Raw genomic sequence first — 15,779 nt, forward strand, 5'->3', positions numbered from 1 at the left:
TCGAGGTTGACGTCAGTCAGGCAGAAATCAACGCTGATTGCGTTTCTTCGCTTGTGCGACGAGCCCACCGCCGAGAATCAACCGCTGAATTTCACTGGTACCCTCGTACAAACGCAGCAGACGAACATCCCGATAGATCCGCTCGACCGGCACCCCCCGCATGTACCCGCTACCCCCGTGGATCTGTACGGCAAGGTCGGCGACCTTTCCCACCATCTCCGTGCAGAAAAGCTTTGCCGCCGACGGTCCCAGACGCCGATCCTCACCACTGACGTATCGCGCGGCAACCTCACGCACCATCGCTCTCCCGGCCATGACACCAGCCTGCTGATCGGCCAACATCGCCTGAACCAACTGGAATTCACCGATCACGGTACCGCCCTGCTCCGTGACCACGGAGAACGCGACGGATTCGTCGAGCGCTCGCTGCGCTGCTCCCACCGACAGCGCCGCGATGTGGACTCGTCCGCGAGCGAGAGAGGTCATCGCTGCGCGGTACCCCGCGTCCCGATCGCCGCCGACCAGGGCTGACCCGGGAACGCGAACACCGTCGAAGCTGACCTCCGAGGTCCACGCACCCTCCTGCCCCATCTTCTTGTCCTGAGGCCCGACCACGACACCCGGCGCGTCGGCCGGAACCAGGAACACTGCAATTCCCGGACCGTCGGAATCAGCTGCACGAGTGCGCGCGAACACCACGAACAACTGCGCCAGAGGAGCGTTCGTGATGAATCGCTTGCTACCGTCGATGACCCAGTCCGATCCATCCAGAACGGCTGTGGTCCGCAGCCCGGCCGGATTGGAACCAGCGCCAGGTTCGGTCAAGGCAAAGGAAGCAACGACATCACCGGAGGCGATCAGCTCGAGCCACTGAGCTTTCTGCTCGTCGGTGCCGAATCCGACCAGCACTTGCCCCGCAATTCCGTTGTTGGTGCCGAACATCGAGCGCAGCGCCAGGGACGTATAGCCGAATTCCATTGCCAATTCGACGTCTTGGGTGAGATCGAGCCCGAGTCCGCCCCATTCCTGGGGAATTGCATAACCGAACAGACCGATGGCTGCGGCCTTCTTGCGTATGTCCTCGGGAATGGCGTCGGTATCGGCTATCTGCTGCTCACGCGGGACAACTTCCTTCCGGATGAACTCTCGCGCCGTCGCCAAGATATCAGCGAAGTCATCTGCATCGACCTGCATACCCACCACTCACTTGTCATCCGAGTCCATGTCGTCTTCCGAAGTCAATACCGTCAGCCCACCGGAGTCAAAGACCTGAATACGAAACGAAGGTAAAGCAAAACCTATAGTGGGTCACGAGCTACGCAATTCCCGCTTGAGCAGCTTGCCACTCTGATTACGCGGAAGCTCGGAAACGAATCTGACGTATTTGGGCACTTTGAACGGCGCGATCTTCTCCTTGACATGGGCGATCAACTGGTCTGTCGTCGGTGTATCCGACCCGTCCTTGAGAACAACCACTGCGGTGATCGCCTCGATCCATTTCTCGTCCGGGGTCCCGATCACCGCGACTTCTGCGACCGCCGGGTGTGTGTACAGCGCATCTTCGACTTCGCGTGATGCGACCAGGATTCCGCCGGTGTTGATGACGTCCTTGATTCGGTCGACGACGGTGATGAACCCGTCCGCATCTCGGACGACAAGATCTCCGGAATGAAACCACCCGTCTCGAAAGGCTTCTGCCGTCGCCTCCGGATTGTCCCAGTAGCCGTTGCACAACTGTGGTGACCGGTAGAGAATCTCACCTGATTGCCCGTCGGGAACGGTGTCACCGTTCGCGTCGACGACCCGGGTTTCGACGAAAAACACCGCCCGCCCGCATGATGCCGGTCGATCGTCGTGCTCGTCCGGCTGGAGCACCGTTGCCAGCGGACCGATCTCGGATTGCCCGAAGCAGTTGTAGAAACCGATGTCCGGGTATCGTTCACGAAGTCGGTTCAGCACCGTCACCGGCATGATCGACGCACCGTACTGCGCCTTCTTCAACGAAGACAGGTCACGGATCTCCAGGTCCGGGTGGTTGGCCAGTGGAACCCACACCGTTGGAGCCAAGAACAGTGAACCGATCTCCTCCGCCTCGATTCGGCGAAGAATCTCCGCAATGTCCGGGGCTTGCATCAGACTTACACTCGCCCCCACCGACAGGTACGGGAGCATGAACACGTGCATGCCCGCCGAGTGGTACATCGGCATGCAGATCAACGGATTATCGTCCTTGCCGAATCCGAGTGCGATCACCGACGACACGTACTCGTGAACCAATGAACCGTGAGACATCATGGCGCCCTTGGGCTTCGACGTGGTCCCCGAGGTGTACAGAAGCTGCGCCAGATCCGTCGACGACGCCCGAGGCTCGAACTCCGGCACCTCGCCCGCACCCGCGATCGCCAGTAGCGACTGCTCGTCGTCATGCAGCGCGATCACGTGGTCGACGTCGAGGTCTGCGCGTACCGCGTCGAGCGTCGCAGCCAACGCCGGGTCGACCAGCACCGCCCGCGCCCCCGACTGGGCGACCAGATACCGCAACTCTTCGCCGGTCAGCGCGTAATTGACGGGAACGTGCACCAAACCTGCTCGCGCACAAGCGAGGAAGGAAATCGCATACGCATCGGAGTTCTTTCCGTACGCCGCCACCCGATCGCCGTGTTCGAGCCCGAGACCCGACAGGTGCGCAGCGGCCCGCGTCACCGCATCGTCGAGTTGCCGGTAGGTGTGCACTCGACCGTCGAATCGGACTGCAACTCGGTTCGGATACTTCGCCGCCGAGCGCCGGAGCACTCCGTCGACGGTATTGGTACGCGGGTCCAGGCTCATGCACCCCAGGCTATAGGTCGCAGATCCGATCCGGCTGAGAATCTCGACTCCACTACCGAGGAATGTTCGCGGACACGACCTTCACTCTGACTGCGCCGGATCGCCACATCACCGCTGCCGGCGGGCGCACCGGTGCTTACTTCAGTCATGGCAACCGATTTCGACTTCTCCTGGGCACAGTTCGTCTGGATCGTGGTTGCGTTTGTGGGCGTGCCCACCGCCGTCGGGATCAGCATCATTCGCTCCGCTGTGCGACCGGAGCAGAAAGAGCTACTCCACATCACGAACAGCAAGAATGTCGCCGACCTACGTACGCGCAGGGGCAGGCTGGGGCTGTGGGCAACTGGCCTGATCGCGTTTCCCCTGGGATTTCTGTCCGGTGCGGGTTGGCTGAGCTGGTCCGCCGATCACAAGGGCGAATTCCGCGGCCCCGGACTACCGGCACCGAATCAGTTCCCCACCTGGCAGGTGATCGCCTGTGTAGCGACGACGGTGCTGGTTTGTCTCGCCGCCGCCCACCTCTCTCGCTGGGCAGTCGCCGGGGGACTCGCCGCTGCTGCAGGGACGGCGTCAGGATTCGCCACTGCATCAGCCGTGAGCGCCGCAGCCGATATCACCGGCCAGTCGGGAGTGGGTGTAGCGCTCTCGGAGATCGGGTGGGGTCTCGTCCTGGGCGTGCTGATGCTTGCTCGAGGTGCATGGCTGACGAGGCGACACACCACGTCGGCGTCGCAGATCTGAAACACCGGCGACCGTCGAACTCTGCGGGTGGACGGTCACCGTCCGGTCCACTCGGGTGCCCGCTTGTCCACGAAAGCCTGCATCCCTTCCTGCGCGTCGCAGGTCATCGCATTGGTCGCCATCGTTTCGCCCATCGCCACGTACGCCTGGTCCTGCGGCAGATCGATCTGGTGATAGAACGCCTGCTTGCCGATACGTACCGTCAACGGGCTGGCCGTGGTGATCTGCGCGGCGAGCTCACGCACCTTCACCTCCAGGTCGTCGGCGTCGACGACGATGTTCACCAGGCCCCAGTCCGCGGCGGTCTGCGCGTCGATGGTCTGACCGGTCAACAGCATCTGCATCGAACGCTTCCGCCCGATCGCGCGGCTCAACGCCACCATCGGCGTGGAGCAGAAGAGCCCGATCTTCACTCCCGGCGTACCGAAGACCGCATTCGACGCCGCAACCACCAGATCGCAGGACGCGGCCAGCTGACACCCTGCCGCGATGGCCGGACCCTGCACCGCTGCGATCACCGGTTGCGGTATCCGCTGTACGGTTTCCATCATCTCCGTACAGCCGTCGAAGATCGCCCGCTCGTCGTCGAGACTCCGGCCGATCATCTCCGTCAGATCATGCCCGGCGGAGAACACCGGCCCCTCGGCGCGCACGATCACCACCCGTACCCGCTGGTCCGCGGACAGTTCGGTCAATGCGGCCGTCACCTCGCGCATGGTCTGCGCCGACAGCGGATTTCGGCGGCGCGGCTGGGTCAGTGTCACGAACCCCAGACCCACCGCCTCGTCGACGGAGGTGTCCACTGCACTGTTCTCGAGATTCGTCTGCGACATGACACTTCTCTACCAACCGAACCCGCGCCGGTCAACGGGCCTACTCGGCAGGCGCCACGGCGAGCCCCCGGCTCAGGAACTCCACGAGTTGTCCCGGCGTGGTCTCCTCCGACTCGAGCAGTTCGATCAACGCCTCGCGATCCTGGGCGCCGACCGGCTCGATACCACCGAACGTTCGCATGGTCGCGCCGACGGGAAGGATCCGTGCGCACACCAGCATTCCGGCCTCGAGGTTCAGGCTCCCCCACTCGTCCGTGACGTCCGCGACGTCGCCGCTGCGAACATCGCGCAAAGTCAAGGAACTGCCGGGATCGGTGGACACGACTTCGTACACCGAGCGCGCGAGCGTCAGCCAACGCCGCGCGAGTGCACGCTCGTCCAAGGGAAGAATCTCGCCACGCCGATCGAGGAAGGCCTGGAAAATCCCGGCGTCGAACAACGCCACGTCCACAGCCAATCCACCTTCGACCGCCCGAGTGAGCGCGTCGTCGTCCCCGAACTGCTCGGCCCGGATCAACGCGAGGTCGAACACGTCGTCGAAGAATTCCGCTGTCCGCGAGAACAACTGAGCCTTCACGTACAGCCAACTCGCCCGGTCCTCGAACGTGATCTCGGACTTTCCCAGATGGCATATCTTGTACTTGCGACCGGATCCGCACCAGCACTTGTCATTTCGTCCGAGCTCCGGATGATCCTGCGGAGCGTACCGACGAAGGACCTCGTGCAGGATTTCCGATTCGCCGCCCTCGATCCGTCCGAGCAACGCCAACGCCCTGGCAGCATCGCTGCGGTCGGCCGCGAGAAGCGCGAGATCGAAGATTGCCGGTGTCCAGTCCGGATCGCGGTCGTGCGCCTGCTCGTATGCCTTCTCCGCGTCGAGAATCCGGCCCAACCGGTCATATGCCTTGCCGGTCAGCCAATGCGCGGCAGGTTTGACACGCCGCGACCCCTTGTCCGCCAACACGGTCGCAACCGCGAGCAACGCATCCTCGTGGTATTCGAGTTCCGACGCCAACTCGAATGCCGCTGCCGCAGCTGGAGGTTCCGCAATCCCCACGAATCTCGCGGGGTGATCCTTGATGTATTTTCGTGCCCAGTCCTGCGCGAGCTCCGGATCCTCGTCGGAATTGTCGTGCGCCGCTGCGACCAGATCGACGAACGCGATCACCGCAGCAGCTTCCTCCGGGTGCAGGTTCTCCCGGATCTCGAGCATGCGCGCACGGTTCGCGAGATGGAACGCGTCGAAGTCGAAACCCGCCTCGGCAACGTAGTCGCCGTCGCGCACGTACCCGGCGGCCTCGATCAGTTCACCGAACGGCGCAGTCGGCCGGCGAAACAACGTCTCGTCGTCGAGCATCAACTGCCAGATGATCGCGTCCAGCGTGCTGGCGTTGCCATCGGGGATCGCTGCGGCCAAGGCGTCTACGAAGTCAGGCGAACGATCGATCACCTCTGCGACAGTGCAGAGCGTCAACTCCCGATCGGCGACGAACACACCGACAAGATCACCCGGTGCGCACTCGGAGAGCGTGTCGGGGTCGAGGAGAAAACCCTCGTCGACCGGGAAGTCCGGTTCCTCGATCTGCCGCTCGGCCAGAACGACGTCGTCGATACCTCGATGAACCACCCGAATACCCGCCGAGTTCTCGGCGTCCTCGGCCCCGGTTCGGTCGAGGAACACTCGCAGCATCATCAGGTCGGGGTTCGCGTCGAGCACACCGGTCCGGATCTCCGTCTCGGAAATGCGGTGCGTCAGGACCCGGTGTTCGAACAGGGTGTCGAGTGCCGCGTAGCGATCCCCGCTGAGATATCCGAGGAGCGGGTCTTCCACGTACTCGACGAACTCCGCCATGTCGTCCGGCGTACCGTGCCCGGCGTCGGCGAGCAGTGCGCCCCAGCTCACAGCGGTCTGTGGGCCATGCGCGCGCAACAACTCCATCGCCGCCTCGGCGATCAAGTCGTTGGGGTCAATCAGTTCGGTCACCCCTCCAACTTTAGAGGTGTTTGCCTGCGAGAGCCCCATCGCCCGACGTTGCTGTGCGCCTTCACCAACCGCCGGGGGTTGACAAAGGCGCACGGCAAGCGCGCACCACATCACCCGCGTCGACCGGTTCGCCGGATTTCAACAGCTCGCCCACCGCCGCTACCTGCTGCTCCGACGCCAGCACGACGGTACCGACTGCGAGCGCCGACAATGGTGTGGGCAGGATCCGCGTGCACACCACGTCACCTGGGCTGACCTGCTCGAACGGCCCGGCCAGGACGGCCGTCACCTCGCCCGTGGAATTGTGTCGACGCAACGTCGCGCGGTTGGCCACGACATCGACCACGTCGTAGACGTCACGCGATGCCCCCACCCAGTCCGCTGCGATGGCCGCGTCTGATTCGGAGAGAAGTGCGCCGCGCCGAGCCACGAATTCCGTGAGGATGCCGCCTTCGAACAGGGCCACGTCCAGCGCCGGGCCGTCGAAGATCGTTCGGGTGATCAGCTCGACGTCGTCGAGATGCTCCGTGGAGATCTCGTCGAGTCCGGTAACCGTGTCGACGAACTCGGACGCGAACGCGAACAGGCACGCCTTCTTGTACAGCCACCGGCCGTCGGACTTCACGGATTCGTCTGCCTTGCCCAGATGGCAGACCTTGTACTTACGTTCCGATCCGCACCAACATTTGTCGTTACGTCCCAACTCCGGGTGTTCGGCGGGAACGACCTCCTGTAGCACCGCGTAGAGGTCCTCCTCCGTGCCGCCGTCGATCCGGCCGAGCAGCGACAGCGCCCGGGTCGAGTCGCCGCGGTCGGACGCGAACTGGGCCAACTCGAACAATGCGGGCCCCCAATCCGATTCGGTGATCGCCTTCTCGTAGTGGCCTTCCGCTTCGAGTACGCGCCCCAACCGGTCGGCGGCTTTGCCCGCCAACCAGTGTGCGGCTGCTCGGACAGCTCGCGGTCCTCGTTCGGCCAGTTCGACGGCAAGGGCTTCGAGGACCGTGTCCGACACCGGATCGTGTGCGCGAAAGCCCAGGTCGAACACGGCGACGGCGGCTCCAGGATCAGCCAGCGAAACGAAGGAGTCGGGGGACGCGCCGATGTGGCGGCGTGCCCAGTCTGCGATGTCGAGGCCGTCGATCGCAGCGTCGGTGTAACCGCGATCTGCCAGATCCACGAATGCCACTGCAGCGATGGCCTCGTCGTGGGTGAGACCGTACGTAGAAGCAACCGAGGCGGTGTGCAACTGGACGTCGTACGCGTCGAAGTCGAAACCTCGTCGGGCCAGAAGTTCACGGCGGTGCACGTAGCCGGCGGTGTCGAACAGTTCGGTCAATGGGGCAATCGGGACCGTGAACAACGTCGGGTCCTCGATCGCGAGTTGCCAGCACAGCGAGTCCAACGCCTCGACACCGCCTTCCCCGACAACGCCCGCGAGGATCGGTGTCAGATCGACGTCGTCCTCGATGTCCACCGGGCGACACGCGAGTTGCCCGTCTTCGACGGCGATCCCGATCAGGTCACCGTCGCAGTGCCCGTCGAGAGTGCCGGACGGCAGCACCACCACCCGGCGACCGGACAGTGCCTGCGCTCCGCGTTCGAGGAGCATATCGGTCTCGAATTCGGCTACTACCACCTGAATTTCGGCGTCCACGCCTTCACCGAAGGCGAGTAGCGGTTCCAGGTCGGGGCTTGCGGCGAGAACGTCGGACGCAATTTCCGGGGCACTGAGCCGATGCGTGAAGACCAGTCCTTCGAGGGTGGTGTCGAGAGCGAGACACCTGCCTCCGGGAAGGCGGCCGAGCATCGGTTCGGACAGGTAGTCGAGCATGTCACCGACATCCGCCGGTGATCCGTACTCACCGAGTGCGTGCGCCCACTGTTCGAGACTCAGCGGGCCTCGCTCGCGCAGAACAGCCATGGCAGCGGTGGCGAGGGCGTTGTCGTCGAAATCATTCACCGGCCAATGGTAGGCGACCTGCTACGGGCCGCTGAGCCCGTCTCCCAGCATCATCGCGCCGAGTTGCGTCAAGATCACGGCCATCATCACCGCACTGTTGGCGGTGAGCCACATCTTCGCCGCCGCGAAACGGGCGTCGGCGCGATCACCGGTGTAGGTTACGGTTCACCTTGTCGGATCGGTGGTTTTTCACCAGCGCTTTTCGGTTTGCATGTCGGTTGGAGATTCCGGATTAGGTGTCGGATTCTTCCAACGAATCTGAATGCACGCATCATTGGGCCTCCAATATCGAAATTCACCGCGAAACCGCTGCCAACCACTGTGCGGCCGTCGATTACACGGTCGGCCACTACAACTAGTTCTCACCTCCCTCCATTTGTGCGCTGCAGGCCGTGAATGTGGACCAAGTGCCGGCCGGGATTCTGCACGGTGCTGCTGGAGGACCGCCGCGGTGAATTCTATTTCGTAGTCGCGCCCATAAATCGTTTCGGCAGGAACCACTCTCGTCGTTGACTTCTAGTGTGCGACCGTGCAGGCACCTCATGTTCAGTGACCTCATTGCGCGAACCCTGCTGTGGTGCAACAACGGGAATGAACCCGATTCTGTCTGTGATGCGATCGATCAATAGTTCCGCCTGCGTTACCAGTGAGATCGGCCAGTAGATGTGCGCCCCTGGCCCAATCGGAGCTACACCGACTCCAAACATCTAAAATCTCCATCGGACCGGCATTCTCCGCATGCCGGCAGATCAGATCGGATGCAGCCAAGTTGCCCATCGACCCATTCTTCTCGACCATGCTCGCCAACCTCGACGCAGCCGGCAAACTGGTTCCCGCCAGTCACGGGACCGCCCAGCAGGCGCGGGACCGGTTCAAAGCCAATTCCATGGCTCGCCGCGGCTCTGGTTACGTCCCGGAGGTTGTGGCTGGCATATCGGATCACGTAGTGGACTCCACGTCGGGGCCAATTCACGTCAGGGTGTACGTGCCAGTCGAGGATCGCGGGCGAGTTGTCACCTACGCACATGGCGGCGGGTGGGCGTTCGGCGACATCGATACTCACGACCCGGTTGCCCGCCGGATCGCCAATGGACTTGGTGCGCAGGTTGTGTCGGTCGATTACCGGCGTGCTCCCGAGTCGCCGTTCCCTGCAGGTCTGGTCGACGTGGCGGCTGCCCTGGTATGGACGGCCGCCGCGTACCCCGACCAGGCCCGTATCGTGGCGGGTGACAGCGCCGGTGCGCAGCTGGCGATCGGAACCGCTATGCGTGCGCGCCTCGGTGGACCGCGTGTCGACGCCGCATTGCTCCTCTATCCGTTCGTCGACCCCACGATGTCTTACCCGTCAATCGATGAGAACGGCGAAGGTTACTTCCTCACGGCGGATGACCTGCGATGGTTCTACGATCAGCTTCTGCCCGACACCTCGATGTCGAAAGCCTCGGAGGTCGACCTGCTGCACGCCGACCTCACCGGGCTTCCGCCGACAGTGGTGGCTACTGCAGAATTCGACCCACTTCGAGACGAGGGTGTGGCGCTCGTCGAGCGACTGAGATCGTTCGGTGTGACGGTCGAGCACGTGCCCGGTCTGACACTGATCCACGGCTTCGCATCATTCGCGAAAGCTCTTCCCGCCGCTGGAAGTTCACTACAGGACGCCTTCGACGCGGTCGACGGGATTCTCGCGGACACTGTCGGCCGATAGCAGCGTGGATCTATCCCGCCGCCATCGACACAGTGCGATGGCGGCGGGGTAGGTTCAGTGCAGGTGGAGTGATCGGGTGTCGAGTTATCTGGGGAAGGCCGCTGTCACGGCGATATCGCGTGCAGTTTCTTCGAAAGATACGGTCTCGCACACCGCTGGACTGCGATCACCGTGCCGCGCCCAAAAGCCGGTGTGCTGTCCCTCCCGCAACGGATACCAGATCCTCTCCGGCCAGACCGGCCGCGCGCAATGAGCCGATGACGGCGTCACGGTCGACGTGTTCAGCGACGATCGGTGAGTCCGATCCGACCACAATGTGATCAGCACCCACCACCTCGATCAAGTAGCGGATGCTCGCGGGGTCGAAACCCATGGTGTCGAAGTAGACGTGCCGACGCGCGTCGGGTGTTGCGTGGCGAGTGATCGGCTCGATTAGCTCGGTGAATGCACCGGCCAGTAGTGCCGGTGCCCCGATCAAAGGCAGGACCAGTCGCAGTTCCGGCAATCGGTCCAGCACGTCCGAGTCGAGTAGCGCCAGTAGGCTTGCAGCATCGATTGCCCCGCGGGCCAGCAACGATCCTGGTAATCCCAGGCCGGCAAGTTGTTGGGTGAAGCCTCGCGGATTGATCGGGTGTACGAACACGGGAACGTTCAGTTCGGCGGCAGCACGCAATACCGGAAACGTTGCCGGGTCGTCGAGCAGGCGATCGCCGCCTGCGGTTGCTGCATCCACGACCACACCGGACAGGCCCAGATCTTCCACCGCGCGACGGATTTCGTCGGCGGCGGCCTCACCCTGCCACGCATCTATCGTCGCCAGACCCCGTAGCCGTGTGGGATTTTCTTGTACTTGGCGACCGAGGTGGGTGTTGATCGCGCGGATCGTTTCCGGCGGTAGCGGCGCACCGGAGGGAGCCACAATCGCCGGCGGTGCATTCAACACCCGGACCGCGACCTGATCGCGATCGGACGACAGTACGTCCTCGATATCGGTGAGTCGAGCAACCAACTTCTCGTTTGCGCGCGCGAGTTCGGGAGTGGTCGGCACCCAGATCGTCGGAGGGTACGCAGGATTGACGTAATGGACGTGAAAATCCACGATTTCGATGTCTTCGGCCATGTGCCTACCTGAAATCCTCTCCGTGGCGGCCTTTGCGCGCCGGAGTTCTGCGACAATCCACGCTCGTTCTCTCCGTTCGGGAACGAGCGTGGATGTCTTGACCGAAGTGCGTTTGCACCCTGACGACTAAAATGGTCAGGCGATCGTGACCTGACGCGGTATTGGAGTGAGGCTGGCTTCACCCAGGCCGAGATGGTCGCGCAACGTTGATCCGGTGTAGTCGGTGCGGAACAGCCCGCGGCGCTGTAGCTCGGGCACGACGAGGTCGACGAAGTCGTCGAACGTTCCCGGCGCCTGCGCGGCGGAGACGATGTAGCCGTCGGCTTCACCACCGTTGAATCCCTCTTCGATCTGGTCAGCAATCTGGGAGGGTGTTCCGACGAACTGTGGAAGCAGAACGCCTTGGGCGTACAGCTTTCCGATATCGCGCAAGGTCAGAGAGTCCTTGTCGCTCAGGCGCTGCGCAAGGTCGAACAGACCTTGGCTGCCCGGTACGGAAACCTCTCCGATCGGTGCGTCGAGGTCGTACTGCGAAAAGTCGTGATCGGTGTGCACCGACAGTGTGATCAGGCCCGAGATCGGGTCGGCCAATTCGTTGTGGAAGGCTTGCTTCTCGCGTGCGATCGACTCGGTTTCACCGATGAACGGCACGAACGACGGGAAGATCTTGACGTCGTCAGGGTTGCGTCCGAAGTTCGACGCGCGCGATTTCACATCATCGTAGTACGCCCTCCGACCCTCTGGAGTCGGGTCGATTTCGAAGATTGCCTCGGCCCAGCGCGCGGCGAAATCCTTACCGACACTGGATGCTCCGGCCTGAATCAGAACCGGCCGATTCTGCGGCGAACGCGGCACGGTCAACGGGCCGCGGGACCGGAAATACTTCCCCTCGTGGTCGATCGTGTGCACTTTGTCGGGATCGGCGAAGACACCGGTCTCCTTGTCCTGCACGAGGGCGTCCCGATCCCAGCTGCCCCACAGCTTCAACGCGACCTCGACGAATTCGTGTGCGCGTTCGTAGCGCTGGTCGCGGTCGATGTGGTTGTCGAGGCCGAAATTCTGGGCTTCTGCTTGGCTGACCGATGTGACGATGTTCCATCCGGATCGTCCCCGGGACAGGTGATCCAGCGTAGCGAAGACTCGCGCTACATCGTAGGGATGGAAGTACGTGGTGGACTTGGTTATCGCGACGCCGAGTTTCTCTGTGACGTTCACCAGGCTTGCTGCGACGAGCATCGGGTCTATCGCCGCCGAGAACTGGGTACCACTGCTGAGCGGAACCCGAATGTCGTTGCCGTACCGCACCGGAGTTGTGAGGGCGTCCGCGAAGAACAGGAAATCGAACTTGCCTCGCTCGAGGGTCTGGGCGACGCGGCGGTAGTAGTCCGGGCCTAGATAGTCCGTCTCCGATCCGGGGTGCCGCCATGACGCGTGCGAGTGCGTGACGTGGGAAGCAATCAGAAAGCCGGCCAGATGTAGTTCACGCGCCACAGGAAATCCTTAGAGTGTAGAAGATTTTGAACCCCGAGCGGGGCAGGTGCCTTTTCGGCCAGCAAACGACCCCCTACGGGCGCCTACACCCCGCACCGGCGGGTGCGGAATGTTCGCAGACCCCTGAATGCGGAATCAGAAGAAGCAACCGGCGGGATAGATGACATGCACAATATGTAACCCCATATTTGGGGTGCTAGGTGCAGATGCACTGCATTATCCGCCTGAACCGCCGACCATCCCGTTGATGCATTCACGCCTTGACCAGCGTTGATGCGAAGACGACACGGGTCGGCAATCAGGGAAGGTCATTTAAATTCACTCTGCGCGGATTTATTCAGAACATCTCCCAACACGGATTCGATACGTTCGAGGCGTGCGGCCATGGTGGACAGCATCACCACTGTCGGACTGCTGTGACGCTCAGTTGCACGGCCATAGAGCACAGCCCCGCGCACTGTGGCTTCAAATGATTCCGTGAAGATCCGATCGATCCCGAGCGCCCGCAGAGTGTCACCGGCCGCACCCTGATCGTCCAGCAACGCTTTGACGATGTGAACCCCGTCCACCGCGCCGGCTGCCTGCGCTAAAGCTTCTGCGCACGCGGAATCTGCCAACGCCTGCAGCTCGTCCGACAGTCGATCGGGAGCAGTGATCGAATTGCCATTCTTGTCAGGCAACGGATCCCGGGAATCAAGCTCGGCAACAATCGAATCGCGACTGACTCCGCCCTGTTCTATCAGCAGCAATGTGAGGCTGCCACCCTCTGCGACAAGGCCTCGCAGTAGATCGGTGACCTCAACTTCGACGGCGCCGCGCGCAGCCGCGATATCGACAGCGCACGCGAACATGGCACTGACATGCATCCCCAGCGGCACCTCACTCACCGGTTCGACCGTCGCGTGCCCAACGGCGATCTCCGCGTTAGTAGTTGCGAAAAGCGCATTGCGTAAAGCATCCTGACAGATCCGTGAGACAGACAGATGTGCGAACTTGACGTCGGCAGCCAACTGGTCCGGCAGGTAAACATTGATCTTGGGCATTGCTTCAGGCTTTCACACCGAACCGCGGGAGCACACGACCTGACCGGACCGACAACAGTGCCTTGCAGCTCACATCACGCACCGATTGCGCGAGCAGCGCAGCAGCATCCTGACCCCTGACCTCATTGGGCGAGCAGCCCGATCTGGGCAATACCTTCCCGATCACCGAAGCTGTGGCGCTACCTCACCCGATCCGGCAGGCAGGCAGGGTGAAAGTTCATGTGGATACCAATTGCAGGAACCCTGCGGAGCGTCACGCATGAAGCGTCCGGATCACGAGCGACTCGATGTGACATCGCAACAGTATTGAGAGTAAACCTGAGAGATGACTGGGTGCCGTTTCCACACAACACCTTTCGAGTGCGGCAGCTCTCTTCGGAGAGTCTTAGGCTCATCGTGATCCCATGTCGTGACGGTAGTCCGAGATTGAAATAAACAGTAGAAATGACATCTACAGTCGAGCAAGCACGTGTCGTCGTACCCGGAACTCCGGAGTACCGCCAACTGTTAGCCAGCATCGCCGAGGGGGCAAGCGCTCGCGACCTCGCGGACGAGAATCCATTCGAACAGATCGAACTGCTACGCAGTGCAGGGTTCGGCGCGCTGAGGCTTCCGGCAAGTATCGGCGGCGGAGGTCTGAGTATTCGAGAACTGTTCAGTGTCATCATAGATCTGGCAGAGGCCGATCCGATCGTCGCGCATATTCTGCGTACGCACTACTGGTTCGTGGAGGAAAAACTGCGTGCCGCAACAGCGGATGACTACGTCGGCTTCGACAATGATCCCTGGATCCAGCATGTCTTGGGGGGAAAGCTTTTCGGCAACGCTACCAGCGAGCGTGGCACCGAAGCTGTCGGCAATTTCAAGTACGGAACACGTCTGACGAAGGCCGGGGACGACTACATCCTCGACGGCGTGAAGTTCTACAGCACCGGAACCCTGTTCTCCGACTATGTGAGCACGTGGGCAGACGGCGACGGCACTACCGTCGCCCTCGTGATTGTCCCCACCGACCGCGAGGGAGTCACGATCATCGACGACTGGGATGGCATCGGCCAGCGTCGCACAGGTAGTGGAACAACACGATTCGAAAACGTCCCGATCACCGATGCCGACATCGCATCTCACATCACGCTCGAGCAGGCACCGGATCCGACGTACCAATTCGCCTTGCTTCAGTTGTACCTACACGCTCTGATCAGCGGAGTACTGCGCAATGTCGTCTCTGACGCCACCGAGCTGATCCGGACGCGAACTCGTGGTTTCTCCCATGGCCCAGCCGAGGAACTGTCGCGGGATCCACTGTTGCAGAATGTTCTCGGGAAGCTCGCGAGCACCGCATTCGCGTCGGAATCCGTGGTTCTCGCTGCAGCTGACGCACTCGACGCAGCCTACGGATCATTGAACAATGCGGTCCCAGACGCCGATCTTTCAGCCCTCGCCTCGCTCCGAGCGTCTGAAGCCAAGGTGCACATCGACGAGATCGCGACACACGCTGCTACCGCTCTGTTCGAGGTCGGAGGCGCGTCTGCGGCTTCGCGCGCAAGGAACCTTGATCGTCACTGGCGGAACATTCGAACGATTTCGGTGCACAACCCGGTTCTCTACAAGGCTCAGGCCATCGGCAACAACATCCTCAACGGCGAACCGTTGCCCCTCAACGGCTACTTCTGATTCAGTTCGGCGACCAAAGAAAGAGCGGTACCCCAGACAGACAACCATTATCTACGCTGCCTTCAGCGTCGAATCTGGGATAACTGTTACTCCACCGCCGAAACTCAGACGATACGCCGATATCTGATACCCGAGCTTGTCCGAACGTCGACAACACAGCTGGCGAAGGCCTGCGGTCAAAGCTGCCGCGGGCCTTCCGTCTGTGGCAGGCACCAACGAACATGTACGCAACAGTCCGAGCACTTCCGACCTGCAAAGTGCGCGAGAAAGAATCAGCCTGCATTTGTCTCAAACCTACAAAACCGCAGTTGTTTGTCTCAAAATCTCATGATGTCCGATTTTTGTCTCATCATCAGGCGGTGACGGCAGCTTGCCCCGACATCACATCCTGTCCGC

11 protein-coding genes are annotated in these 15,779 nt (G+C 62.0%); 3 read left to right on the forward strand and 8 right to left on the reverse strand.

Translation table 11 applies throughout. The features are described 5' to 3' along the window. Positions 1-27: 27 nt before the first annotated feature. A complete protein-coding gene (locus ABH922_RS20095) occupies positions 28-1,194 on the reverse strand; it encodes an acyl-CoA dehydrogenase family protein (protein ID WP_424808587.1) in 1,167 nt (388 codons plus the stop codon). Between the two features lie 114 nt (positions 1,195-1,308). Beyond that, the gene (locus tag ABH922_RS20100) at positions 1,309-2,829 is read right to left on the reverse strand and encodes an acyl-CoA synthetase (protein WP_424808588.1); all 1,521 of its coding nucleotides are present in this window, start codon (positions 2,827-2,829) and stop codon (positions 1,309-1,311) included. A gap of 147 nt (positions 2,830-2,976) precedes the next feature. On the opposite strand from ABH922_RS20100, the gene ABH922_RS20105 reads away from it, so the two are divergent. Then, positions 2,977-3,570, forward strand: a complete 594-nt coding sequence (locus ABH922_RS20105; protein WP_424808589.1) for a hypothetical protein — start codon at positions 2,977-2,979, stop codon at positions 3,568-3,570. A gap of 35 nt (positions 3,571-3,605) precedes the next feature. Here the strand turns inward: ABH922_RS20105 and ABH922_RS20110 are convergent, their stop codons facing one another. The 3 genes from ABH922_RS20110 to ABH922_RS20120 all read right to left on the reverse strand — a co-directional run bounded on the left by ABH922_RS20110 (position 3,606) and on the right by ABH922_RS20120 (position 8,350). Then, complete coding sequence (locus ABH922_RS20110) at positions 3,606-4,403, reverse strand: enoyl-CoA hydratase (RefSeq protein ID WP_424808590.1); 798 nt, start codon at positions 4,401-4,403, stop codon at positions 3,606-3,608. Positions 4,404-4,443: 40 nt separating this feature from the next. Continuing rightward, complete coding sequence (locus ABH922_RS20115; RefSeq protein WP_424808591.1) at positions 4,444-6,387, reverse strand: SEC-C metal-binding domain-containing protein; 1,944 nt, start codon at positions 6,385-6,387, stop codon at positions 4,444-4,446. A 61-nt stretch (positions 6,388-6,448) separates the two neighbouring features. Further along, a complete protein-coding gene (locus ABH922_RS20120; RefSeq protein WP_424808592.1) occupies positions 6,449-8,350 on the reverse strand; it encodes an SEC-C metal-binding domain-containing protein in 1,902 nt (633 codons plus the stop codon). A gap of 769 nt (positions 8,351-9,119) precedes the next feature. Between ABH922_RS20120 and ABH922_RS20125 the strand changes: the two genes are divergently transcribed. Continuing rightward, positions 9,120-10,055 carry an alpha/beta hydrolase gene (locus ABH922_RS20125; protein ID WP_424808593.1) on the forward strand — a complete coding sequence of 312 codons (936 nt, stop codon included), beginning with the start codon at positions 9,120-9,122 and terminating at the stop codon, positions 10,053-10,055. 166 nt (positions 10,056-10,221) lie between these two features. Here the strand turns inward: ABH922_RS20125 and ABH922_RS20130 are convergent, their stop codons facing one another. The 3 genes from ABH922_RS20130 to ABH922_RS20140 all read right to left on the reverse strand — a co-directional run bounded on the left by ABH922_RS20130 (position 10,222) and on the right by ABH922_RS20140 (position 13,709). After that, positions 10,222-11,175: an amidohydrolase family protein gene (locus ABH922_RS20130; protein ID WP_424808594.1), complete on the reverse strand. Its 954-nt coding sequence runs from the start codon at positions 11,173-11,175 to the stop codon at positions 10,222-10,224. Between the two features lie 135 nt (positions 11,176-11,310). Further along, positions 11,311-12,666, reverse strand: coding sequence for an LLM class flavin-dependent oxidoreductase (locus ABH922_RS20135; protein ID WP_424808595.1), 1,356 nt, complete (start codon positions 12,664-12,666; stop codon positions 11,311-11,313). A gap of 308 nt (positions 12,667-12,974) precedes the next feature. After that, complete coding sequence (locus ABH922_RS20140) at positions 12,975-13,709, reverse strand: Clp protease N-terminal domain-containing protein (RefSeq protein WP_424808596.1); 735 nt, start codon at positions 13,707-13,709, stop codon at positions 12,975-12,977. A 444-nt stretch (positions 13,710-14,153) separates the two neighbouring features. On the opposite strand from ABH922_RS20140, the gene ABH922_RS20145 reads away from it, so the two are divergent. Then, positions 14,154-15,383, forward strand: a complete 1,230-nt coding sequence (locus ABH922_RS20145) for an acyl-CoA dehydrogenase family protein (protein ID WP_424808597.1) — start codon at positions 14,154-14,156, stop codon at positions 15,381-15,383. Positions 15,384-15,779: the final 396 nt, after the last annotated feature.

This window comes from Rhodococcus sp. 27YEA15 (assembly GCF_049739425.1).
Lineage (GTDB): Bacteria > Actinomycetota > Actinomycetes > Mycobacteriales > Mycobacteriaceae > Rhodococcus_F.